The organism is Mangrovibacterium sp. (assembly GCF_041596335.1).
GTDB lineage: Bacteria > Bacteroidota > Bacteroidia > Bacteroidales > Prolixibacteraceae > Mangrovibacterium.
Window position 1 is genome coordinate 33,680 of record NZ_JBFHIT010000015.1, and the last position, 22,978, is coordinate 56,657.

The window sequence follows — 22,978 nt, forward strand, 5'->3', positions numbered from 1 at the left end:
GTTATTAGTCAACAGTAATTTTCGAAGTATTTGGAATAGGTTTTACAGTAATCTGCACTGCACTGTTCGTGTGAGAAGCTGCATCGGCAATTCCATTATAGTCAGCGTCTTCCTGACCTTCAGCATAGTCACCATTATGTATTGCACTATTTTCAACCAAAACCGTTGAAGGATCCACCGACATGTTGATCACGTAATTTTGGTCTAAAACATCAGCAACATTCTGGATAGTCGCAGTAATGGTTACTGTTTTAACGTCCGCAGGAACGTTAATTGTTCCGGTACCTTCTGTAGTAAAACTGGTGTTTGCTGCTGTGACACCGTCTGTTACACTACCAGCTTCAATTGCCCATGTAATACTAGCTACATTGGTAGCTGATGAATTTTGGCTCGTCGGTAAAACAACAGTATTAGCCAAATCAAATTTCCAAAGAGCTGTTGGCAATATAGCCGCTAATTCTTCACCTGATACACCTGCCTTATCCGCAAATAATGTAATTTCATAAGTGAAAGTCATCGTCCCGAGTGCTGGGTCTACTGTCGACGAACCATCGTTCAAGTTGTCAGCATCCAATTCACCATAAATATTTCCTTCATCTGTATTACACATCTCATTATCATTTCCAGTTCCAGTAATGGTAGTAGCTCCATATTTTGTTACAACCAACAAGTCCAGATCGATAATCGTAACACCAAAACGACGAATCGTGGTACAACCAGATGCTCCGTTTGATTCTACCACTTCAACAACGTAAGAGCCAGGGGTTAACCATTTAATTTCAGTGGAGTTAGTGGCATCCGTCTTTGTATAAGCACTTGCATCGGCTGCTGATTTAGTCCAAGCGTCAGCTGTAAAATCATCGGATGGAGTCCAAGAATAAATAGACCAAGCATACACACTGTTTGCGTGTGAATCGACAGTATACGTTTTAACCGCATTTACCGTCTCAATCTTTGGATCTGTGTGAGATTGCCCAAAGGCAGTAGAAGTGATGGCCACTATGGCCAAAAGACATAAAGACAATAAAACTTTTTTCATTTTTAGAAATTTTAGAGTTTAACTTTTAGAAATTTTGAATTCTTGTTTTTTTAATTTATTCAACTATTTAATCTGTTTGAATTTCAGAGGTATTTGGGACGCCCCAAGATTCGAGTGTTTCCGAATTATCACCGTCTGATTGGTCGACCTCCGATACAGCGAATTGATCGGTGGCAGAGACCACAATATTGACCGTAAAATTTTTGGCGGTCTTGCTTGAAAGCGTGTATTCAAGTTTTACAGTGAGTGAACCGTCAGCTTTTGAAACGACCGCAAATGGGTAACTTCCTGTATCCAGACAGCCGGAAGTATGTGTCAGACTGCTCGAACTTTGCGAGATGTCTTCAACCGTACCCGAGCAAACATCAATAGTGCTGGATTCGTCACTCCAATTAATGGTATAATCAAATGAAAATGGCTCAGTCCCATTTCCTTCAAAAGTGATTTCCCATGTAATCTTGCTCGGCGTATCGGTCTCCCCCGCCTGACAATGATTCCCAAACGGAGCTAAGCTCACATCAAAGGTATTTTCCTGGATGGCCACGGCCAGAGTTTCTTGTTTTGTGCATAATGTTGATGTATTCGTTTTTGTAAGTGATATGATATAATTTCCTGCGTCGATACTTTCATTGAAACGGATCGTAATAGATGCGTCATTTGTTGGGGTAATCGTATAATCAGCCACATCGACAGCCGCACCAAGAGCACCGCCATCATTAACAAACAGCCCCCAAGTATAACTAAACCCGCCTTCAGCAGTACCACCATCCACCTCGTAGCTGTGGGTAGAGGTGAGCATAGGCTTCACACCCGAACCAACAGCAGTTGACGTAGAGCCGCCATCGTAGGTAATTGTTGGACTGCTAACGATAATATCCTGAAAAGCAGTTGCTGAACCCGATCCACAAACATCTGTAATCGTCCATTCAATCGTGTAATCATCTTCAGGAAAGGTACCACTTAGAAGTTTGCTTTCTGTATCTAACACCAAATCAGCGACAGAGCCTCCGGCAGTAAGCGAATAACTATAAGTTACTCCACTACAAGCGCCTAAAAAATCCGGCAGCGGTATCTCAAGCAAACATCCCGGCATCGATGAGGTAATGGTCTCCAGATAGTCGCTACCATCGACATCACTAAAATAAGGTGCAGTAGCACCCGACAAAGTGAAGATCTGGAGACAGTGATCCAATTCTGTAGATCCATCCCACACGGTAAAAGTTCGTTCAACGCTACAAGGCGTCGATGTATCAATATCGCGGGGCACAATGACATCATCCACTGTTAATGACAATCCAGTTGTACCATTGCAACTACTTGTGATCGTTCCCCCTGCGGCTTCAAACGACTCTATACTGGCAATAGTCGGCAGCTCGCTGTAGCATGTCACGGTAGAACCTACCGGGCAATCAATTGTTGCAACACGGTCATCTATTCCGACTATAAAAGATGTTTGCTGACTACAGACTCCTTCCGAAACTGTCAAGATATACTCTCCGGCACTTAGATCAGAGAGATCTTTGCTGGATGCCGAGAACGAAAGATCATCGGCTTTAATCCAGCTGTAGCTAACCGAAGGATCGAAACTACTTGTGATTGAGATGATGCCATCATTTGCTGAAGCACAGGTCGAATTAGTTACGACTCCGGTTGCTGATAAGTCTGCAACTACAGCAACACTAACTGACAAACGATCGGTAGATTCACAACCACCCACCGTTTGCGAAGCATAGTAAGTTCCGCTTGTAAGTTCTGTTGCCGGATCTAAAGCGGTTCCACCAGAAGAACTGGTGTACCAGAGAATTCCTGTCCCTGACGCGACCAGATCGCTAACGGAATAACTACTACCGGAGCAGAAATTCTGGGGAGAAGTTCCTGTTGGGGATGCGGGTGACGAGACCACATAAGCACCGGAAACACTGCTAGTTACTGAACCACAAGTTCCCGAAACAATACAATAATAATAACTGGTTCCCGCAATTGTTGCCAATGGAGCATAGCTTGCAGCAGTTGCTCCAGACAACAATGTTCCACCGGAAGTAGATGCCGTCGTATTTTCGTACCATTGGTAGGCTAAACTACTTCCTGTTGCTGAAACTGAAAGAGGAGTGAAGGATCCGTTCAAACACACTGTCTCTCCGGAACTAGACGGGTGGGTTACAATGGCAGTTTCGGGTGTGACCGTAACTTTTACTACCCCTGATTCTGTATCCTCTGCCGAAACAGCGATCGATCCGAGATTTGTTTTACTTACTGTAAGGCTTCGTCTGTAGTACACCGTCCCCGCAGTTGTGGTTGGCGGGGTATAATTTTGCAAAGTCGCACCTGACACATCCGTCCACCCGGAACTACCATCCGCACTGCTCTGCCATTGGTAGGCGACCGTAAAACCACTTGTGCTGCTTATCGGGCTATCAGTAAACGCATTATTACCGGAAATGGTCGCTGCGACATCACTCACACAGTAATCCAGGTCTGTCGTAGTAATGGAGTTAGGGACTTTCTCCAGATTTAGAAATGATACTCTATTGCCTCCCGAACTTTCATAAAATTCGAACATTAGATTGCTTGTGCCGGTTAACTCAAACAAGATCTTTTGATCCGTCGTATAGCCTCGCTGCCTCCACTGATCATACACTTTAAAACCATCAACTGTCAGTCTGGCTCCATCGTCACTCGCAATATTAACCACATAAATCCCCTCTCTTGATGATGTCATCCGATATCGAACAGCAAAATAATCCGGATAGATCGAATTAGTCCCTGCACCTGAAGTAACCGAAAAACAGGAACTATTGAAATTTCTGTCAAATGTTTCTGTCTCCGTTGATTGCCCATAATAGTCAGTAAAAGCGTTGGCATCTGAAGGAGGTGAATTAACTAAATCCAACCGCTTGTAAAAATGGCCGATCCAGGCATCTGTGCCCGCAGCATTTTGATCACCACTTGATTGAGACGGCATGGTTGCAGTTACGAGTTGGCGAGGACTATCGCACCCCTCATTGCTCTGTATGGCTACCCAGTAGTTTGTAGTAGCGCTCAATGCTGGGGTTGAATAAGTATTGTCGGTATTGTTGGCACTTGTTTTAACTAAATTGCCATTTGTTGCGGCATCGTACCATTTATATACTTGCCCACTCACTGCTCCACTTGCCGATAGAGTTGTTGACGGACTACCCACACATATTTGTGCTCCGGTTGTGGTAGGGGTTGATGGAAGCGCATTTACAGTAACTGTCCAGACATTGGCTGATGCTGCAAAACTGGTATTACAGGTTCCATCTTTTGCCTGACGCCGATAATAAGTGGTTTGCGTTAGTGTTTGTGTAGGTGTATAGGATGCCGAATTGTTAGTAACTGTTGTTACCCCTGTGGCAAATGTGTTGTCGGTACTATACTGCCATTGGTAGGTGATCGAATTGTCTCCTCCACTCGCTGCCGTAGTGCTGCCTATCTGGGTGGTCGGAACTGTTCCGGAACAAATTGTTTCTCCTGTTGAGGAAATTGTTCCAGACGTAAAAACCGGACGAACGGTATACACGACCGAGGCAGTAACAGCTGAAGTACAGGATATTGTACCTAAAGTCGCTACTGTTTTTCTCCGGTAATAAGTCGTTTGCGTTAAGGCTCCCGGCGAATAGGTACTGCTGGTTGCTCCGGAGATTGAACTCCAGGTTGACCCATCGAGGGAACTTTCCCACAAATAACTAATTGTGCCGAAACCTGAACCGTTTGTAGTTGAAGATACATTGGGAGTACTACCATGGCAAATGGTCTGACTGGTTCCTATTGCGCCAACGCTTGGGGTCGCAAGCGTAGCAACGGTAAAATACTTATTTCCTGTAATCGCCAGGTTATTTACGGTTAGAGTAGACGAGTTGAGCGTTCCTTCCACAAACCGGCGATTGGTTGTCAGAGAAGCGTCATCCGCAATCAGAACTCCGATTTTGCAATAGGTCCCAAAAGAGGTTCCACTTAGATTAAACTGGAAACTCTCTGTTGGCAGTGAATTACTCACCTGCGCATACCACTTTCTGGCAATAGTATTAATCCCCGTGGTCAATGCAGAAACTGTAGTTGTAGAACCATTGTTATGCCCGGTGATGAAAAACTGCTTATCGCTTAAAGCTGTTCCCGTTTGTGCATTGGTTGGTGAGGTAAACGAAGTTCCGCTTTGAATAATCAAAATATCCGTACCCGGATTCTCACTTTTCGATGAACGCTGATTTAGGCCATAATCGTCATCACGTCCAATACCGTGAACATCGTTTTGATAGCCGCTGGTGGACGACCAGATTGTAGATGCATCGGAAGCCAAATAGTTACCGGGGAGTGAAATCCCATACTTGATCGCAAGGTACGATTCGATTTGGCTCTGGTTGGTAACTGTACCCGGGTAAGCCAGCACTTCTGCAATATTGCCGGAATAGGACCTGCCTGAATAATATCCCCCAAGATAATAGCTTCCACTAAGTGCCTGATACCTGGTTAAATTAGCGATGTGCCATTTTGACGAGTGCAGCATATCGCTGTCAGTAACTCCATTAATGCGGCCTGTTCCCCCAGTTGTGGTGTTTACCCAATCATCACTATTATTATCTCCCCTCCATGACTCGTACGGTGTAATGCTTGGGCCCAGCGGGTTGACACTATTACTAAGTCGTATGCCTTTGTCACCATCTGAACCAACAAGCCCAGACAAATCATTACTGGTGGCTGGGGTTTTGTTTACAACGATGATTCCCTGGGCAGTACTCGTACCGGCCACCGTAAATTGCCGATTCACATTCGAAAATAACAACGAAGGGTTATAATTGATGGAATTATTAACCAGAGAGACACTACCTGTATTGGAGGCATTTTTCCCATTACCTGACTGGTCGGCCCAGGCAGTAACCGACGATGTGCCGGTAACTCCGGCATCAGCTTTGTACCAAAAGCCATATGGTAACGAAGATGTATAAGTTATCTTTACTTGTCCATTAGCACCATTTCCCCCGGCATATGGGGTATTTCCGAAACCTTCACCGCCACCGCCACCGCCACCAGGCGCTGCTCCATTATCTCCTATGCCGTTGCTTCTTCCTGACCCTCCGGCTCCACCGTTTGCCCCGTCGCCACCATTTCCGCCTGTACTATTCGAACCAGTTGTTCCGTTTTCTCCTATAGTGTTAGTCGATCCACCTGTAGCTGCACCTCCTGATCCATATGTGCCTCGGTCGCTCAGACCTCCTCCTCCACCGTTTGCCTGTAACGTCAGTATCGAAGTGGCGGTACCGGCAGTACCATCATTTCCAGTTGTTCCTATACCTCCACTTCCAACAGTAAAGCTGATAACCTGACCTGTTGTTACAGTAAATATTTGTGTACAATATCCGCCGCCACCGCCACCGGAGCCACCACCGTTACTATTGTGTGTTGAGCCGCCACCGGCACCACCGCCCCCCCATGCTTCAACAGTAATTTGCGTAACACCTGCTGGCACAGTAAAAGATTGTGCCCCAGGAGTTGTGTATGTTTGTATTACCTGAGCATGCGTATTAAAAAACAAGAAAACAATCTGGAAAAAAGTAAATAAACCTACCCTTCCGAACCCATTGGAATATCCCAGTGCTTTTACAGTCGGAGTAAAATACAAGGTCAACGGGAGCACAGTCCGGCTTAGTGTTTTTTTATTTAGGGTGCTTTGGCTCATACTAAAAGAATTTGATTTGAACGAACCTGACATTGATGTGGCATGGCTTTATCAACTTCTACCGCCGGCACTCTCACCACGCGACCTGGTAGTTGCGTTTTCTCGGGCAGCTGCGCCACCGCTACGCATTTCAAGGAGCGTGTATTCTTGAGTAACTGCTCAAGCGCGATCAAATTACATCCAAATACTTTGTTATGGATTACTCGAGTTCGCCAGTATGCAGTCCCGTGTAAATCCCAACCGACAAAATAGCCACCTGTGACCTTAAAATAATCACCATTATTCTGCATTGCGAGACCACTTGCATCTATCGTCCATTTCGAAACTGACGACGGATAATCACCAACATTTGTTGTACCTGGACCTTCAACACCTGTATTCGTAGAATAGCTTCCAAAATCCTCGCTCCAAATCGTCACTTGGCTAAAAGCGGAACCTGCCGATAAAAACAGCAGCAAAAACAAAACGACTTTAAAGGTCGAACTTGCGACCCAACGAGAATGGCCCAATAACAGTTCGTTGAACCGGAGTAGCCAACTTTCTAAAAGCTGCGGATTGAATCGATGCAAAACGTGGTAAAATCTCCTCATACACTCAACAGATTAAAGGTTAACTGCTGATACTCCGGCACATGCGGTGAGGCAGACGAAAAAACAGAATTCTGGTAAATTGGCTGAGATGGTAAATTTGAGGGCAGTATGCGTTTTGTTGGCGTGTGGATTGGGACTATGTTTATGAACCTCCGGAGTGACACCACCGGATATAATTTTTTAAGGCTATTACCGTTAGGTAACGCCAAACTATTTGTCAACTCAACTACTCGTGAGTGAATTGCATTCCTTTGAGAAGATTGCTGTTCGATCTTCCGGAGTTGCTTTTTGAGTTTACGAATAGAACCATTTACGATCGACGTAACAGTTCTCGTTCCCTTACAACTTCCGCTAAACAAAAAATATAAAATCTTAATTCCAATCTTTAAACGTCCCAAAGAAACAAAGACATTCCAGCTACTCTGTTTAACTTTCATTCGCGCACAAAAATCCCGTTTCCAGCTAATTATAGTAATATACCGGCCTGAAACTAGTCAAACTTTTCCATACTATGAACAACTAAGGATCAAACCCAGCAATCAATCTACCAAACGATCATTTCTGTCGATTCTACAGGAAGTCTAGAGTTTATTGTGAAGTAAGCGTTCGAGCAATTCGTCCTTAAATTTCGGAGAGACTTTCAGCTGCGATTTATCGGTCATTTCAACCATACCGCCATCGGTTTTAACATAGCGCACCACGCAGCTAAGATTCACTAAATGAGACCGGTGAATGCGAAAGAAGCCATGCGCAACCAGCATCTGGTCGAAGTCGAGCAAGGTGCGGCTAATCAGCACCGAAGTGCCATCTTTATAAAACACCCGGGTGTAATTTCGTTCCCCTTCGCATCGCATAATGTTTTTGACTTTAATAATGGCGAAACCGTTCATTTCGGGCAGCGCGATTGTTACGTCGCCATACTCTTCCGCCTTTTCAATGTGGCTGCGGAGTTTAGCATATTCAACTTTTTGCTTTACTCCCGACGACTTCAGCATCCGGGTCAATGTCGATTTAACATTTTCCGGCTGAACAGGCTTTAAAATATAATCGAAGGCCGAATACTTAAATGCCGTAATCGCGTAATCGTTGTACGAAGTCACAAAAATCAGACGGAAATACACCTCTTCCAATCGGTCGATTAAATCAAAACCGGTACCGTCGGGCATTTCTATATCCAGAAATACCAAATCGGGGTCTGTCTCATTGATCAGCTTTATGCCTTCCTCCACCGAGTTGGCCTCACCCACTATTTCCAGCTCCGAAAAACTCTGATTAATAATGCGTTGCAATATCTTGCGCGCAAGTTGATCATCGTCAATAATTACCGTCCTCACCATATAAGTTAAATTCAGCATACTAAACTAGCAAAAAAAAACAGTTCCATTACAAACATTATACTTAATTATCGGAAGCTGATTTCGGCAAAACAGACTCATCAAATCCATCCCCTTGAAAATAACGGTGTTTCAATCCGGCTGAACCGGCCGAAATATTAGCTTCCAGCCTAATTTCCACGAAGGCTCATCCGTCAGCGCTCTCGGTTCAATTATCCTTAAAATGCGAATTGAACCGAGGGCCCTTGGACTTGATTTTTAGTTGTGTGGAAGTAGACGAATTATGCTTATTTTTGAAGCCTAAAAAAATCTGATATGGCATACATTCTTCACTTGGAATCGTCGACCTCTGTTTGCAGTGTCGCGTTAGCGCTAAACGGTGAGCTCGTCGACCTGATGGAAAGCAACGAGGGGCAGAATCATGCAAAGCTGCTGAGTGTTTTTGCGGCCGACCTTTTGAGTCGCAACAATCTACGCCCGGAACAGCTGGAAGCTGTGGCTGTGAGTGAAGGCCCCGGCTCCTACACAGGCCTGCGGATAGGCGTTTCGCTGGCCAAAGGTTTATGCTATGCCAATCAAATTCCGTTAATCGCTGTCAGCCCGCTGCAATCGATGTGTGAGCAGGTGATCAGTCAGCACAAACAACTGGGGGTCGACGAGTTGACCGACTGCCTGCTTGTGCCGATGATCGACGCGCGAAGAATGGAGGTTTACACAGCAACCTATGCCCTTCCAAATCACCTCATTAAAGCGGTTTCGTCGGAGATCATCAACGAGCAGTCGTTTTTAGATGAGCTAAGCAGCAAAAAGATTCTATTTTTTGGCAATGGAGCCGAAAAGTGCAAAACGCACCTCACCCATCCCAACGCGACCATTATTCCGGGTATTGAAACTTCGGCACAGTTTATGTGTCAGCTGGCGTGGAACGCTTTTCAAAATAAACAGTTTGCCGACCTGGCCTATTTTGAGCCTTTCTACCTGAAAGATTTTATTGCCGGAACACCAAAGAAAAACATCCTGACCGGCCAGTGAGCAACATAAATTAAGCGTGGATCAGAACAATTGTTTGTGCGATTGGGTTCTTTCAAAAGACACAGGTTGGAATGGTCCTGTTGGCGATAACCAAAAATAGGGAAATATGAGATTCAGTTTAACGATCTTCTTCTGCCTGACCCTGTTCAGCGCAACTGCCCAGCCGGTAGAACGACTAAAATACAGCCTGAAATATAGTTTCATAAAAGGTGGCGAGGCCGTCATCCTAATTAGCGACACTATCTGGTCGGGCCAACCCGCAAAGCATTATTTTCTTCGGGGACAAACAATTGGCGTTGCCGATGCCCTCTACAATATCGATGATATTTACGAGACTATTCTCAGTCATAATTCCATTCGTCCTTACCTGCATATTCGAAACATTAAAGAGCGCAAATACCGGTTCTACAACGAAACCCGATTCTTTTACGACAATGACTCCATTTTCAGTGAACGTTCGGGCGGCCGGAAAGTACCACACAACATGCTCGACATCCTGAGTGTTTTCGGATATCTGCGGCAGAACAACCTGCTTGAATCCTTAAAGGTTGGCGACAAATTCACGCTTCCGGTATACCACGCCGACAAGTATTTTATGATGACGACTGTCTTTTTGGGCACTGAAAGGGTGAAATCGAAATTGGGCGAAATCGAGTGTTTTGTCATTTCGCCCCGGGTTGAAGAAGGAAAATTGCTGAAAACGTCCAGCAGTTTGAAATTCTATATTACCAAAGATGTAAACAAAGTCCCGTTGATTCTTGAGCTGGATTTAAACGTTGGTGCTGTTCGCGCCGAACTTATTTCCTACCAAAAGAAAGGTCAGCCCACTTTCGAGTAAGTGAATACGATCAACCGAAAAACAAAATCCGGAGATCAAACAACCCGCTAAATTAAAGGCATTTAAAAATTGGGAAGTGCAGCTTTTTTTGCCATTATTTTTATACTTTTGCAGCAATTTTGGAAAACTTATAATTAAATCGAAATATGGCAAGTACAGCTGATTTTAAGAACGGAATGACGATTGAGTTCAATGGTCAACTCTTTACAATCATTCAGTTCCAACATGTAAAACCTGGAAAAGGTGCCGCATTTGTTCGGACAAAACTGAAGAATGTGAAAACCGGAAAAGTAATTGAAAACACCTTTAACTCGGGCGTAAAAGTAACTACCGTACGTGTTGAACGTCGTCCGTACCAGTACCTGTACAAGGATGATATGGGATACAATTTCATGCACACCGAAACCTTCGAACAAGTTACAATCGATCCGGAATTGATTGAGAATGCCGACTTGATGAAAGAAGGTCAAATTATTGAAATTAACTTCCATGCGGAGACTGAAACGGCTTTAACTGCCGAACTTCCTCCATTTGTTGAGTTGGAAGTTACCGAAACCATTCAAGGCGAAAAAGGCAACACAGCCAGTTCAACAGCCTTGAAACCGGCCACATTGGAAACAGGTGCTGAAATTATGGTACCGATGTTTATCAATGCCGGCGAAACATTGAAAATCGATACCCGCGAGCGTAGCTACAGCGAACGTGTCAAAAAATAAACGATCCATTCGTGGATTAATCGTTGAAAGGCTTCCGACTCGGAGGCCTTTCTTTGTTTCAACAAAATGACCTTGTAAGAAACGGGAAGAAAGAGCGGGAAAAACGATTTAGCTCAGCTTGCGCTGTTTGAACCGAAGATCCTGGACAACCAAAAAAACGGTAAACATCCAGAAAGGCACAGCGGCCTTGTCGGTATCCAGAAAATTATTCAAGAAGCCGTGCACCAGGTAACTTACCAATCCCAGAAAAACGGCAAGCGCCATCGCCCGATCGGTTTTGTTTTCGGCCTGAGCATACACCCGAAAACCGGTTCTCAGAATGAGCACAACAAGCAACAAAAAGCTGCCAAGCCCCAGGATACCCGACTCGGCCAACGGCCCCAGATATTCGCTATGCGCGTTCCCTCCGTCCGCAGAGTTGGTGCTGATAATCGTCCGCAAATCAGTACGCTGAAACGGGGCATACTCAAACATATACGTACCGGGTCCCCAGCCCAGCAGTGGCTTTTCACGAAACATGGCAATAGCGCTGCTCCACCGGTTCAGGCGCTCCACATTCGAAGCGTCAGTAGATACATTCGAAATTGAGTTCAAATGCCCCTCCAGTTCTGCCGACGACTCCTGCTTGTTTGTCTCCAACCGCTCCACCAACTGATCCTGAAACAGAAAAACGATTCCGACAAAAACCAGCCCCAGCACAAGAACGGTTCGAAAGCGGATTTTCAGCCATAAAATACCGGAAACGCCAATCGCCACAACAAGGCTAAGCCAGGCAGCACGGGTATACGAAAAAACCAAGGCAACAGAAAACACCGACAACAAGAAAAGGGACAGCATCCGAACCAGACGCGTAAGCTGTTGGTTTCGCCACATCGCAAACAATGCCGGTATAAAAAACACCAACATGGCACCATAGGATGTGTGATCCTTGAAGAAAGGATTCATCACGTAATTCGCTGCCTGATGATCGAAAAAACCATATCCCGAGTGGCGCCACCAGGCATAACCGATCACCGGCAAAAAGCCAATTCCGTAAAGTAAAACAAACCGGTAAATACTCATTTTATGCTGAAGGAGCGCATAGCCGAACCAATAAAAAGCGACAACGAACCACAACTTTGAAATCCAATATTTTAGGGAAACCGAAGGCATACTGCTCGTTAAGCTGGTAAACAGCATCCACGCCAGATAGAAAGCGACTGCCAAAGTTACCGGATGGCGTAGCAGGTTTCGATCGGGAATTTGACGCTGCGAGAGTTTCAGCATAAAAAAGAGCAACAGGCCAAACAGTAAGGGTTCAGTAGGCAGGTTCATATCGAACGAAAGACCCGGGATAATTTCTTTTAGCGGCAAACTAAGAGGCGTAAAAAAGGCGAGCGACAGCAGCAAATAGTCAATTCGTGCGATTGCAGCCAATGCAAATGCCAGAGCAACCGGTAAAGCTGCAAACCACAAGCTATCGTGAACAACGACCAGATAAAAGTTCAATGCCAGAAAACACGCGGAAACCGTGTAAAACAGAAATATGTTAATCCTTCCGGCAGGCAATTTCTAGGATTTTTGCGGTTTAAACGACTCTAGAAAGAAAATGACAAGAACCGCCAGAAACTCAACCGCCAGCAAACTCACCAAAACAATCAGCCAACGGGTTGGAAACGATTTTTTGTCGGCCGGAAAAGCTTGTTCAACCACCAAGGCAAAATTGTCACGGCGATTGATCAGACTATAAATCTCTTCAATCTTCTTGCTGATACGGTCACGTTGACCAATCAGATCATTCATCTCATTTTGCATTTGCCAAAATTCACCTCCTTTATCTGCCAGAAGGTTCAGTCGTTTTTGCAAATCATCGACCGACGACCGGGCAGCACCCCGGGCAAGTACTTCGGCGTAGCCCAGCGTTAATTGTTGCGTTTGGCTGTAATAATCGAGCAAGCCATAATCGCGGCGATAAACCTGCATCCGGCTACTTAGCGAATCCATTTCAACCTGCTTGCGAAGCAAATCATTCTGAAAGCCAGCCAATTCCTGACCGTGCTTTTCCCGGCGCAGCTCCATCATCTTGCTGTTATAAAACGCGATCAGCGAGTCAACCATCGCGCAAGCCACCATTGGATCTGCATCCAACACCCGAATTTCTACCGTCTCGTAGCGCGTTTTTGTGCACGAAACATATTTATTGTATTGCCTCAGCAGGTGCGTTTGGGCATAGGGATCGTCCGCCTTAATCTTGTACCGGTCGGCCAGATTGAAAGTGGCAATCATTTTTCGCTTGATATCCGATGACGAGATGACTTCCAACAGCTGCTCACTCTCCGACTCTTCGGAAAACGCCTGAATATTGGTCGGATATATTCGTGCTTGCGACTTAAACAGTGGCTCGATAAATAGCGGAGACGAAAACAAGACTGCCAGCAAAATGGCACCAACACCGATGATCGCCAGGTGTAATTTCCACTTCAACAAGGACTTCAACAAAGGCAGGCTTTCCAGATAATCATTCATAGAGAGGCAGTTTTATGGTCGTAAGAATAAACGAACAGATCTTTGATTTACCACCAAAGATCTGTCGTAATTTCATCTTATTCAGCAATTAACAAAAAGTAATTCTTTTTCCCTTTTTGAACCAGAATATACTTTCCACCAATCAGGTATTCGTCGTTTACCACAACATCCTGACTGGCAACTTTATCTTTATTAATACTCAGGCCATTGCCCTGGATGGTTCGGCGCAGCTCCCCTTTCGACGGGAAAACAGCTGTTTTTTCAGCCAACAGGTCCAACACGTTTATTCCGGCAGAAAGCTCAGCCTTGGCCACGCTAAACTGTGGAACACCTTCAAAAACCGACAAGAAAGTTTGCTCATCCAGTCGGCGCAAGGTGTCGGCAGTACCAGCTCCAAATAAAATTTGAGAAGCCTCAACAGCCATTTCGTAATCCGCGCGCGAATGCACCAATACGGTTACCTCTTCAGCTAATTTTTTCTGCAACTCGCGACGGTGCGGTGCTTCGCGATGTGTCTCGATCAACAGGTCGATCTCCTCTCTACCCAACATCGTAAAAATCCGGATATAATTCTCCGCATCTTCGTCGGTTGTATTCAACCAAAACTGATAAAAGCTGTAAGGTGAAGTCAGATTGGGATCCAGCCAAACGTTACCGGCTTCGGTTTTCCCGAATTTTGTACCGTCCGCTTTTTTAATTAACGGAATCGTCAGCGCAAAGGCTTCGCTATCCGATTTACGGCGAATGAGTTCTGTTCCGGTTGTGATATTTCCCCATTGATCCGAACCACCCATCTGCAGTTTACAGTTCATGTTCTGGCTCAACCAATAGAAGTCGTACCCTTGCACCAATTGGTAGGTAAATTCGGTAAACGACATTCCGGCTTTCGCATCCGGATTCAATCGTTTTCTAACCGATTCCTTCGCCATCATATAATTCACGGTAATATGCTTTCCAACGTCGCGAATAAAGTCCAGAAAGCTCAAATCTTTCATCCAGTCGTAGTTATTCACCATAACGGCTTTATTCTCCGCGTCGCTTTCAAAATCGAGAAACTTAGCCAGTTGATTCCGAATTCCGGTTAGATTACGTTGCAGGGTCTCCTCATTCAGCAAATTACGCTCGGCAGATTTGCCCGACGGGTCACCAATCATTCCGGTAGCACCACCAACCAACGCAATTGGTTTATGACCGGCCAGCTGAAAACGCTTCAACAACATGATCGGCGCCAAACTTCCAATGTGTAAGGATTCTGCTGTTGGATCAAAGCCCACATAGGCCGATGTCATTTCTTTTTGCAATTGTTCCTCAGTTCCGGGCATCATATCATGCAACATGCCTCTCCAGCGTAATTCTTCAACAAAATTCATTGTATTGGTCTGTATTTAATGATCTTTAATTCAATTCTCTCGTTTTGATTTCCGGCTCCTAGGCGGGCGAAATCAAAATTCGGTCAAAGATATAAAAATGAACCATTAAGCTTTCCGCCAACACAGATAATTTAGGTTGAAACTTGCAGTAGTTGCCGCTTCTAAGGCTACATTGCAAGCAACGAAGACCCGCCGAACCGGATCGCCGACAGCGGGAGTTTAGGAACGTATAATTGAAAATGAATCTCCGGACAGGCTGTTTTTATTGAATGCGATTCTGAAGCCCACTGAAGTTTTGCCCCGCTTCTACGCTTTGTCTATCCGATTTTCAGGAGCTTCCGGTTGTTCCTCGTCCCAAAAGTTCAGAAACGGCAGAAGCGTTGGCACCAGATTTTTGAGAGGCACATAAACCTGCGATTCTTCTTTGGCCTCTTCCGAAATTAAATAGCTCCCGGAATCCAGACGTTCGTAAAACACCAGTACGACACTTAAAATTACCGCCGTTTTCACAATACCAAACAGCAAACCGGCCAGCTTATTCAGAAACCCTAACGCGATTGCTTCAACCACTTTGGTAAGCACATTGCCTAACAAATGCAAGCCTACAATAATTAGCACAAAAGTGACCAAAAAAGCGACAACCCCTGTATGTTTGCTTTCCCAGTGAAAGGTTTCAACGATAAAATCAGCGGTAATGTGCGAAAAATGAATTGCCCCCCAAATTCCCAATATAAGAGCGGCCAACGAGGCCAGCTCAACGATAAAACCTTTCATAAACCCACGAACTGCAGCAATAAGCAGTAAAACTCCGAATATAATGTCGATATAACTCATGTGCCGGTATAAGCTGTTGTTTGTTTTGTAAAATTAAAAAATAAATCCATCCGCCCGCCCATCGGCCTGAGCTTGACTTTTTATCTTAAAATTTATCCGTTTGTTGAACTCGGTTACAGGGAAACGCTTATTTTCGTAAGGAATGTAACAAATCTATTTATGACTATCATCAACTCCATTGTCAACTGGCTGAACTACAAACGAATTTACGAAATTGATTTATTTAAGAAGTACCCGATTGACACGCAACGGGAAGTACTTTTCGAACTGATTGATCAGGCACGGGACACCCAATTCGGCCAGCAATATAATTTTAGGAGCATGATGACCGAGTCCGATTTTAAAAGTCGGATTCCCGTTCGGACTTACGAAGACTATTCACCCTACATTAATCGTCTTTTAAAGGGAGAACGAAATGTTTTATGGCCCGGAGAGACAAAATGGTTCGCCAAATCGTCGGGTACTACAAATGATAAAAGCAAGTTTATTCCGGTAAGCAAGCACTCACTCGAAGATGTTCACTACCGGGGTTTCAAGGATGTGCTTGCACTGTACCTGAAAAACAATCCCGACTCCAGAGTCCTTTACGGAAAATCGCTCACGCTTGGCGGAAGCCACCGCGTAAACAGCTTCAACAACAATTCGTTTTACGGCGATTTGTCGGCCATTTTAATTGAGAACACCCCATTTTGGTCCGACTTTATCCGCATTCCACCGGCTGAAGTGGCCCTGATAGAGGAATTCGAAGAAAAGGTCGTCAAAATTATTGAGCAAGCCCGCGATGAAAATGTTACTTCGCTGGCCGGAGTTCCCTCGTGGAATTTGGTATTGCTGCAACGGGTGCTTGAGGCGACAGGAAAAACAAATATTCTGGATGTTTGGCCAAACCTGGAAGTTTTCATCCACGGAGGAATCAAATTCGATCCCTATCGCGAGCAATACCGGCAAATTATTCCTTCGGATCAAATGAAGTACATGGAAACCTATAATGCTTCGGAAGGATTTTTTGCCATACAGGACAACCCGGAAAGCAGCGACATGCTGCTAATGCTCGACTACGGCATTTACTACGAGTTTATCCCCATGGATCGTTTTCACGAAGAAAACCCTCCGGCCTTATCGCTCGATGAAATTGAACTGGAAAAAAACTACGCGATGGTGATTAGCACAAACGGTGGCCTTTGGCGCTACCTGATTGGCGACACGGTAAAATTCACCCGACGTAATCCATACAAAATAAGGATCACCGGGCGTACCAAGCACTACATCAATGCTTTTGGCGAGGAGCTGATCGTTGACAATGCGGAGGAAGCGCTGCTGATGGCCTGTACACGCACACAAGCGACGATTCGCGAATACACCGCCGGGCCGGTCTTTATGAGTCAAAATCAGAAAGGAGCACATCAATGGATTATTGAATTCGAACAACATCCAAATGATCTGGAGCATTTTATCTCGGTTTTGGACGGCACCCTTCAAACCTTAAATTCTGATTATGAAGCCAAACGGCACAAAAGCATCACATTGGAACGCCCACAGATAACCGTTGCCCCCGAAGGCCTGTTTTACGAATGGATGAAACAACGGGGCAAAATTGGTGGGCAAAACAAGATTCCCCGTCTGGCAAACGATCGGATTTATTTGGATCAGCTTTTGGAACTGGAGAAAAATAAATTTTCGAAATAGGCTTTGTGCCCGAAAGGCATTTTATAAATTTGAAGTTCAAACAAAAAAATAATAAGCACTCATGCATATTGCAATAGCCGGAAATATCGGCGCCGGAAAGACAACACTGACAGAACTGTTGGCCAAACATTATGGCTGGAAACCACACTATGAGGATGTTGACGAAAACCCGTATTTAAATGACTTTTATGAGGACATGCAACGCTGGTCGTTCAACCTGCAGATTTATTTCTTAAACAGCCGGTTCAACCAAATACTCGACATCCAAAACTCGGGACAGACAGTCATTCAGGACCGAACGATTTTTGAGGACGCTGAGATTTTCGCTCCCAACCTACACGCTATGGGACTAATGTCGACCCGTGATTTTCAGAACTATACCAGCCTTTTTCAGCTGATGAGCAAATTGGTAAAGGCACCCGACCTGATGATCTACCTGCGGGCCAGCGTGCCAACCCTTGTCAATCAAATTCAGTTGCGGGGTCGCGAATATGAAAACTCAATCCGCATTGACTATCTGAAACAGCTGAACGAACGCTACGAAGCGTGGATCAACCGCTACAAGGACGGTAAACTACTTATTATCAATGTCGACAAAATTGACATCACGAACAACCCGGAAGATTTAAGCAGTATTATCGATAAGATTGACGCGACCATTCACGGCTTGTTCTAAGCGCTGGCTGTTTATTCACCGGGTGACCCGAAGTTACCCGGTGAATAAACAACAGGCATTTCACGACAAACACTATTCTCCCTGCATGATTTGTAATTCCGCAAAGATCTTTGGCCAGCATTCATCAGGAATTTTGGCTCCAAGTACCTGAATCACTTCAGCAGCCATCAATCCTCCGAGCTTTCCGCAATGCTCCAGCCCAAGTCCGTTCGCCAAACCGAATAAAAATCCAGAAGCATAAACATCGCCGGCACCGGTTGTGTCGATAGCGTTCACCGGAGTAGCCGGAACACGAATTACCTCTGCCCCTGACTGAATCAACGAACCTTCTTTTCCGATTTTCACAACCGCGATATCGCATTGTTTCGCTATTTCAGCCAAAGCCTCCTCGGGCTGTTTGCCGGTGTACGATTTCGCTTCCTCTTCGTTCGCAAAAACGATATCAACATAGTTGTTTACCAACTGTTTCAGGAAATCCAGATTAGCCTCAACCACATTAAAACTGGCCATATCCAACGAAACAATCAGGCCATTCTTTTTGGCGATCTTCAAAATCCCCTCAATTAACTGGTGATTAAATACCAGGTAGCCTTCAATATGCAGGTAATCGTACGGAGCAAACAACTCGTCCGACAAATCATCGACCGACAATTCGCTGGCCGCTCCCAGATAGGTTCCAAAAGTACGTTCGGAGTCCGGAGAAATAAGCGTTGCTGCAACACCCGATGGAATTGAGCCCTGAAAAAGATGGGGTTGGATCGTCAGTGCTTCGAATGATTGCTTGAAGAATTGCCCCATCGCATCGTCGTGAACCTTTCCGATAAATGCCGTTTTTCCACCCAACTGCGCGATTCCGCGAACGGTGTTTGCTGCTGAACCTCCGGTCTCCATGCCCGGATTCAAACTGGCTGTCGCATCCAGAATACGCTTCGACAGTTCCGCGTCAACCAGCTCCATGCTGCCTTTCGCTAATCCGAACTGCTCCAACAATTGGTCGTTTTTAAGTTGAATGAGCACATCAACCAAGGCACTACCGATTCCGACAATTGATTTTTGAGGTTTTTCGTTTTTCATGAGGCAAAAATAAACATTTCATTCAGAAGCGCTTTCTTCATCCGTGTCATTTTCCAGGTGATGAAGGACAAAGAGGGAAAGCCCGGGAAATTTCCACAAATCACACCGGAAATCATTTTGTAGACCTTTTCATCAGCTAAGTTCAATCAAGGTAATTTCCGGCAATATGCCAACCCGCCCCTGATAGCCAATGTAGCCGTAACCACGATTTACATAAAGGTGCTGGTTTTCTTGCTGATACAAACCCGCCCACTGCTTGTACATGTACTGTACCGGACTCCATTTAAAGCCGGGAATATCAATTCCGAATTGCATCCCATGCGTATGTCCGCTTAAGGTCAGGTCGATGTCCTGATAGTGCTGTCGCACTTCGGCCTCCCAATGCGACGGGTCGTGACTGAGCAATATTTTCACCGGAACATCAATCTGATCCAGACCAGCTACGGCTTTTTTCAGATCGCCATATTGGGTAAAACCTTTCGCGCCCCAGTTTTCAATGCCAATCAACGCTAGTTGCTGATTATCTCGATTCAACAATACATGCTCGTTCACCAGCAACCGCCAGCCCATTTCTGCATGATATTGCTTGAGTTGCTCCAAATTTTGCCTTTTCGCCTCGGGCGAGGGCCACTTGTAGTAGTCGCCGTAGTCGTGATTCCCCAAAACCGAGTAGACCCCAAGGGGAGCCTTCAGCTGATTAAAGACATTGATATAGGGTACGATCTCATCAGCCCGGTCGTTCACCAGGTCACCCGTAAATAAAATCAGGTCGGGGTTCTCACGCATGATCGCTTCTACCCCTTCAGAAACAGCCAACGGATCATCAAAACTTCCCGCATGAATATCCGAAATCTGAACAATTCGCATCCCCTTAAAAGCTTCCGGTAAATTCTTCAACTCTAAGTTTACGTGCCGAACTTTGTATCGGTAGCGATTTCCAATCCCCAGAGCCAAACCCGCTGTCAGCGCTCCGCCGACAAGCAATGCCGACTGAGAAATAAAGGTAAACCGACTGATAAACCGAGAGCCTTCGGGTGGACTCCCAACCGGATGATCCTTAAACGAGTACAGAAAACTAACCAAATTCGGAACAACTAAAATCAAATCCGTTACTAACAGGATGGCCGCAACAAGCGTCTTCCCGATAAAGACACCGATGAAGGCATTCACAACTAATTTCAACCAAACCGAAGGCCAGGCTGTTCGCCCAAAATGCGGAAAAGCATAAAGGCTCCACAAAGTCGCCAAGCTTAAAAGAATGTATCCCACCAGAATAAGGCTGTGCATTTGCCCACTCCCCGAGCGCAAAGTAGTGCGCACTGCCACAAAGGAATAATACTCAACCACAAGCACAAAAAGTCCAAAAAGTAATAGTTTTACACTAATCATATAGCTGTTTTCATTTCATTTTGAAAAAACCCATTTCACCCGGCGCCTCACATTGGAGACAAAACCGAATTTCGAAAAGGCTCACCCCATTAACAAATCGGCCGCCAAAATGGTTGAATTTAAATAAACTGAGCCCCAATGAAACTAGCCGATTTCTAATTGCGAGGATGTTCCGCCTTGTTGATGCATTCGCCCCTCCCCCAAACAAAGTACCTGGTCTGCTGCCGGATTAAACAGCCAATGCGCCCCATGCTAACCGATAGCAATAGTCTTGCATTTTTTGTACCTTTAAAAATCTGGGAACCAACTCAAAATAGCTAAATGACAAAGCTGTCGCCAACAAAACAGGAGTTTCTCAATAAGGTGAAAAGCATCATTGAAGAGCATTACACAAACGAGCAATTTGACGCTTCTGAGTTGGCTGTTAAGATCGGGATCAGTCGGTCTAAATTAAACAGGCGATTTAAAGAATCCGTGCAAATGTCGGCCCGGAAATATATCTGCCGCCAACGCCTGATTAAAGCCCGACAACTATTGGAAGACAGCAATTTGACCATTCCGGAAATTACCAGAAAAGTTGGATTTGGCAGCCCCGTTTACTTCAGTAAAAAATTCAAGAAGCACTTTGGCTACCCTCCCTCCAAAGCGAAAGAAAATGCGCATCTGCACTGGGAAGAACATGTTCACCATCTGGAAAAAAAAGATCTCCCTCCACTGATTCGGGTCCTGATTGCGATTATCCTGCTAATTCTTGTCGGGCTAATCGTTGTTTCGCTGCTGCAAACCAACATTTCAGGGTAGGCTAAAAACAAAAAGAGCCTGAAATCATTGATTTCAAGCTCTTTCGTTAATTCTACTTAACATTTTGGCTCCCCAGGTAGGACTTGAACCTACGACCTACGGATTAACAGTCCGCCGCTCTAACCAACTGAGCTACTAGGGAATTTTTTTGTCTTTAGAACTGTTGCTTTGTGTTTCAAAAGCGATGCAAAAATAAGAGCATTTTTGAAAACAAAAAACTTTTTTCAAAAAAAAATCACTCCAAAAACAAAGAAAATTCGGGCAGTCCAGAGAGAAAGCCGAACAAAACCTAGCTATCCCTCAGACTGCTAATAATTTATCAGATTCGATTAAAAATGCCGTGTTAAAGCGGATCTCCACCATAAAAAGTGTTTCCCTTCCAAATCCTTCATTGAAGGCATTGGATAAAACAGATAATGCGTTTGATCGCCGACATAGAATCCGGTTTTGATTGTCCGGTACGAAATGTCACCAACCAGGCAACGAAGCACTGTCTTGGTTTGCCTGCCCGGCGATTCTTTCAATTTGATCAAACAATCTCGTAAATGATCCGGATTAGGATAAGGCAAATTCCGGATGGGTGCATATGGATCGTGAACCAATTCGTTCAGCAGTAAATCGCAGAGAAATACCTTGGGTGCAGAAACCGACTTCCGGGCATCGGTCAGCAACCGGATAAAGTCTACCGGCTCCAGCTTACTGGCTACCCGGGTTGTGTTAGGCACTAGTTGCTGATAGAGATGAATCGGATCTTTGCCATTCTTAACGTAATCATGCGCTTGAATTTCTAACACCCGCCCATCGTCGGTTACCAGATAAAGATTTCGAAAGGCGTTGATGGGCGTTTTCTCAAATGCCCGGTAAATTGACAAATAAACCGAACGTTTTGGCTCTCCGTCCTCATAGGGCTTCATCTTCATATCGATATAATCCTGATGCAAAGTGGTTTTATCCGGATCAATCTCAAAATAAATCGCTTGCCCCCTGATTTGCTTTTTTGTCCCAATTGCCAAATAATTACCGAACTCTCCGGGAGCCAAATGCGAAACAATCAGAGATTCGGGCGTTGCAACAAGGTAATAGTACTTTTTCATGCCAATTCGTGTTTGGTTTTTATTAGGAAATACGTTTATCAGCACCAAAAAGTTAAAATTCGGCTTCCAACGGACTGGCCGAGTGTCCGACCAATCCGACCATCGTATAACCAGTTATAACGGATACAATTGCACCCTGCAATTAGCTGCGGAAAATCAAAGTTAAAGTTTGCTAAAGGTGCAATCTGCATCTTTCGTATTCCAAATATTATTAACTACTTTCGCACATCATTTTTTTGAAGAATTTCATTATGTGGGTCAGGCTCTCAAGAATCATCCTTAGAAACAGAATCACCGTACTAATT

General features: G+C 44.9%; 17 protein-coding genes and 1 tRNA gene. 6 read left to right on the forward strand and 12 right to left on the reverse strand.

Annotated features, from left to right (window positions below):
- Positions 1-4: 4 nt before the first annotated feature.
- The 4 genes from ABZD21_RS07480 to ABZD21_RS07495 all read right to left on the reverse strand — a co-directional run bounded on the left by ABZD21_RS07480 (position 5) and on the right by ABZD21_RS07495 (position 8,661).
- Positions 5-1,039 (reverse strand): hypothetical protein, encoded by a 1,035-nt coding sequence (locus tag ABZD21_RS07480; protein WP_372774054.1) that lies wholly within the window; start codon positions 1,037-1,039, stop codon positions 5-7.
- Between the two features lie 67 nt (positions 1,040-1,106).
- Positions 1,107-6,734 (reverse strand): glycine-rich domain-containing protein, encoded by a 5,628-nt coding sequence (locus ABZD21_RS07485; protein WP_372774055.1) that lies wholly within the window; start codon positions 6,732-6,734, stop codon positions 1,107-1,109.
- Complete coding sequence (locus ABZD21_RS07490; RefSeq protein WP_372774057.1) at positions 6,731-7,324, reverse strand: hypothetical protein; 594 nt, start codon at positions 7,322-7,324, stop codon at positions 6,731-6,733. The genes ABZD21_RS07485 and ABZD21_RS07490 overlap by 4 nt, the downstream gene beginning before the upstream one ends.
- 581 nt (positions 7,325-7,905) lie before the next feature.
- Positions 7,906-8,661: a LytR/AlgR family response regulator transcription factor gene (locus ABZD21_RS07495; protein WP_372774058.1), complete on the reverse strand. Its 756-nt coding sequence runs from the start codon at positions 8,659-8,661 to the stop codon at positions 7,906-7,908.
- Positions 8,662-8,973: 312 nt separating this feature from the next.
- On the opposite strand from ABZD21_RS07495, the gene tsaB reads away from it, so the two are divergent.
- The 3 genes from tsaB to efp all read left to right on the forward strand — a co-directional run bounded on the left by tsaB (position 8,974) and on the right by efp (position 11,244).
- Positions 8,974-9,690 (forward strand): tRNA (adenosine(37)-N6)-threonylcarbamoyltransferase complex dimerization subunit type 1 TsaB, encoded by a 717-nt coding sequence (gene tsaB, locus ABZD21_RS07500; RefSeq protein ID WP_372774059.1) that lies wholly within the window; start codon positions 8,974-8,976, stop codon positions 9,688-9,690.
- 106 nt (positions 9,691-9,796) lie between these two features.
- A complete protein-coding gene (locus tag ABZD21_RS07505; RefSeq protein ID WP_372774061.1) occupies positions 9,797-10,528 on the forward strand; it encodes a DUF3108 domain-containing protein in 732 nt (243 codons plus the stop codon).
- 146 nt (positions 10,529-10,674) lie between these two features.
- The gene (gene efp / locus ABZD21_RS07510; protein ID WP_372774063.1) at positions 10,675-11,244 is read left to right on the forward strand and encodes an elongation factor P; all 570 of its coding nucleotides are present in this window, start codon (positions 10,675-10,677) and stop codon (positions 11,242-11,244) included.
- A 108-nt stretch (positions 11,245-11,352) separates the two neighbouring features.
- Here the strand turns inward: efp and ABZD21_RS07515 are convergent, their stop codons facing one another.
- The 4 genes from ABZD21_RS07515 to ABZD21_RS07530 form a co-directional block, all read right to left on the reverse strand.
- Positions 11,353-12,792, reverse strand: coding sequence for an O-antigen ligase family protein (locus ABZD21_RS07515; RefSeq protein WP_372774065.1), 1,440 nt, complete (start codon positions 12,790-12,792; stop codon positions 11,353-11,355).
- 3 nt (positions 12,793-12,795) lie between these two features.
- Complete coding sequence (locus ABZD21_RS07520; protein WP_372774066.1) at positions 12,796-13,749, reverse strand: hypothetical protein; 954 nt, start codon at positions 13,747-13,749, stop codon at positions 12,796-12,798.
- 77 nt (positions 13,750-13,826) lie between these two features.
- On the reverse strand, positions 13,827-15,119 hold the full coding sequence (gene tyrS, locus ABZD21_RS07525; protein WP_372774068.1) for a tyrosine--tRNA ligase: 1,293 nt from the start codon (positions 15,117-15,119) through the stop codon (positions 13,827-13,829).
- Between the two features lie 306 nt (positions 15,120-15,425).
- The gene (locus tag ABZD21_RS07530; protein WP_372774069.1) at positions 15,426-15,953 is read right to left on the reverse strand and encodes a CvpA family protein; all 528 of its coding nucleotides are present in this window, start codon (positions 15,951-15,953) and stop codon (positions 15,426-15,428) included.
- Between the two features lie 159 nt (positions 15,954-16,112).
- Between ABZD21_RS07530 and ABZD21_RS07535 the strand changes: the two genes are divergently transcribed.
- Entirely contained in the window at positions 16,113-17,639 is a 1,527-nt protein-coding gene (locus ABZD21_RS07535; protein ID WP_372774071.1) for a GH3 auxin-responsive promoter family protein, read from the forward strand.
- A 61-nt stretch (positions 17,640-17,700) separates the two neighbouring features.
- Positions 17,701-18,315, forward strand: a complete 615-nt coding sequence (locus ABZD21_RS07540) for a deoxynucleoside kinase (protein ID WP_372774073.1) — start codon at positions 17,701-17,703, stop codon at positions 18,313-18,315.
- A 72-nt stretch (positions 18,316-18,387) separates the two neighbouring features.
- Here the strand turns inward: ABZD21_RS07540 and ABZD21_RS07545 are convergent, their stop codons facing one another.
- Both ABZD21_RS07545 and ABZD21_RS07550 read right to left on the reverse strand, forming a co-directional pair.
- On the reverse strand, positions 18,388-19,389 hold the full coding sequence (locus tag ABZD21_RS07545) for an adenosine kinase (RefSeq protein ID WP_372774075.1): 1,002 nt from the start codon (positions 19,387-19,389) through the stop codon (positions 18,388-18,390).
- A gap of 132 nt (positions 19,390-19,521) precedes the next feature.
- Positions 19,522-20,778: a metallophosphoesterase gene (locus ABZD21_RS07550; RefSeq protein WP_372774077.1), complete on the reverse strand. Its 1,257-nt coding sequence runs from the start codon at positions 20,776-20,778 to the stop codon at positions 19,522-19,524.
- Positions 20,779-21,099: 321 nt separating this feature from the next.
- Here ABZD21_RS07550 and ABZD21_RS07555 point away from each other — a divergent pair, with 321 nt between their 5' ends.
- A complete protein-coding gene (locus ABZD21_RS07555) occupies positions 21,100-21,579 on the forward strand; it encodes a helix-turn-helix domain-containing protein (protein ID WP_372774079.1) in 480 nt (159 codons plus the stop codon).
- Between the two features lie 65 nt (positions 21,580-21,644).
- Here the strand turns inward: ABZD21_RS07555 and ABZD21_RS07560 are convergent.
- Positions 21,645-21,721, reverse strand: a tRNA-Asn gene (locus tag ABZD21_RS07560).
- A gap of 187 nt (positions 21,722-21,908) precedes the next feature.
- Positions 21,909-22,673, reverse strand: coding sequence for a hypothetical protein (locus tag ABZD21_RS07565; RefSeq protein WP_372774081.1), 765 nt, complete (start codon positions 22,671-22,673; stop codon positions 21,909-21,911).
- Positions 22,674-22,978: the final 305 nt, after the last annotated feature.

What these genes read in the sequence shown, in the direction of transcription:
- ABZD21_RS07480 (WP_372774054.1), bottom strand. Translation starts at nt 1,039, where the DNA reads ATGAAAAAAGTTTTATTGTCTTTATGTCTTTTGGCCATAGTGGCCATC.
- ABZD21_RS07485 (WP_372774055.1), bottom strand. Translation starts at nt 6,734, where the DNA reads ATGAGCCAAAGCACCCTAAATAAAAAAACACTAAGCCGGACTGTGCTC.
- ABZD21_RS07490 (WP_372774057.1), bottom strand. Translation starts at nt 7,324, where the DNA reads ATGAGGAGATTTTACCACGTTTTGCATCGATTCAATCCGCAGCTTTTA.
- ABZD21_RS07495 (WP_372774058.1), bottom strand. Translation starts at nt 8,661, where the DNA reads ATGGTGAGGACGGTAATTATTGACGATGATCAACTTGCGCGCAAGATA.
- tsaB (WP_372774059.1), top strand. Translation starts at nt 8,974, where the DNA reads ATGGCATACATTCTTCACTTGGAATCGTCGACCTCTGTTTGCAGTGTC.
- ABZD21_RS07505 (WP_372774061.1), top strand. Translation starts at nt 9,797, where the DNA reads ATGAGATTCAGTTTAACGATCTTCTTCTGCCTGACCCTGTTCAGCGCA.
- efp (WP_372774063.1), top strand. Translation starts at nt 10,675, where the DNA reads ATGGCAAGTACAGCTGATTTTAAGAACGGAATGACGATTGAGTTCAAT.
- ABZD21_RS07520 (WP_372774066.1), bottom strand. Translation starts at nt 13,749, where the DNA reads ATGAATGATTATCTGGAAAGCCTGCCTTTGTTGAAGTCCTTGTTGAAG.
- tyrS (WP_372774068.1), bottom strand. Translation starts at nt 15,119, where the DNA reads ATGAATTTTGTTGAAGAATTACGCTGGAGAGGCATGTTGCATGATATG.
- ABZD21_RS07530 (WP_372774069.1), bottom strand. Translation starts at nt 15,953, where the DNA reads ATGAGTTATATCGACATTATATTCGGAGTTTTACTGCTTATTGCTGCA.
- ABZD21_RS07535 (WP_372774071.1), top strand. Translation starts at nt 16,113, where the DNA reads ATGACTATCATCAACTCCATTGTCAACTGGCTGAACTACAAACGAATT.
- ABZD21_RS07540 (WP_372774073.1), top strand. Translation starts at nt 17,701, where the DNA reads ATGCATATTGCAATAGCCGGAAATATCGGCGCCGGAAAGACAACACTG.
- ABZD21_RS07545 (WP_372774075.1), bottom strand. Translation starts at nt 19,389, where the DNA reads ATGAAAAACGAAAAACCTCAAAAATCAATTGTCGGAATCGGTAGTGCC.
- ABZD21_RS07550 (WP_372774077.1), bottom strand. Translation starts at nt 20,778, where the DNA reads ATGATTAGTGTAAAACTATTACTTTTTGGACTTTTTGTGCTTGTGGTT.
- ABZD21_RS07555 (WP_372774079.1), top strand. Translation starts at nt 21,100, where the DNA reads ATGACAAAGCTGTCGCCAACAAAACAGGAGTTTCTCAATAAGGTGAAA.
- ABZD21_RS07565 (WP_372774081.1), bottom strand. Translation starts at nt 22,673, where the DNA reads ATGAAAAAGTACTATTACCTTGTTGCAACGCCCGAATCTCTGATTGTT.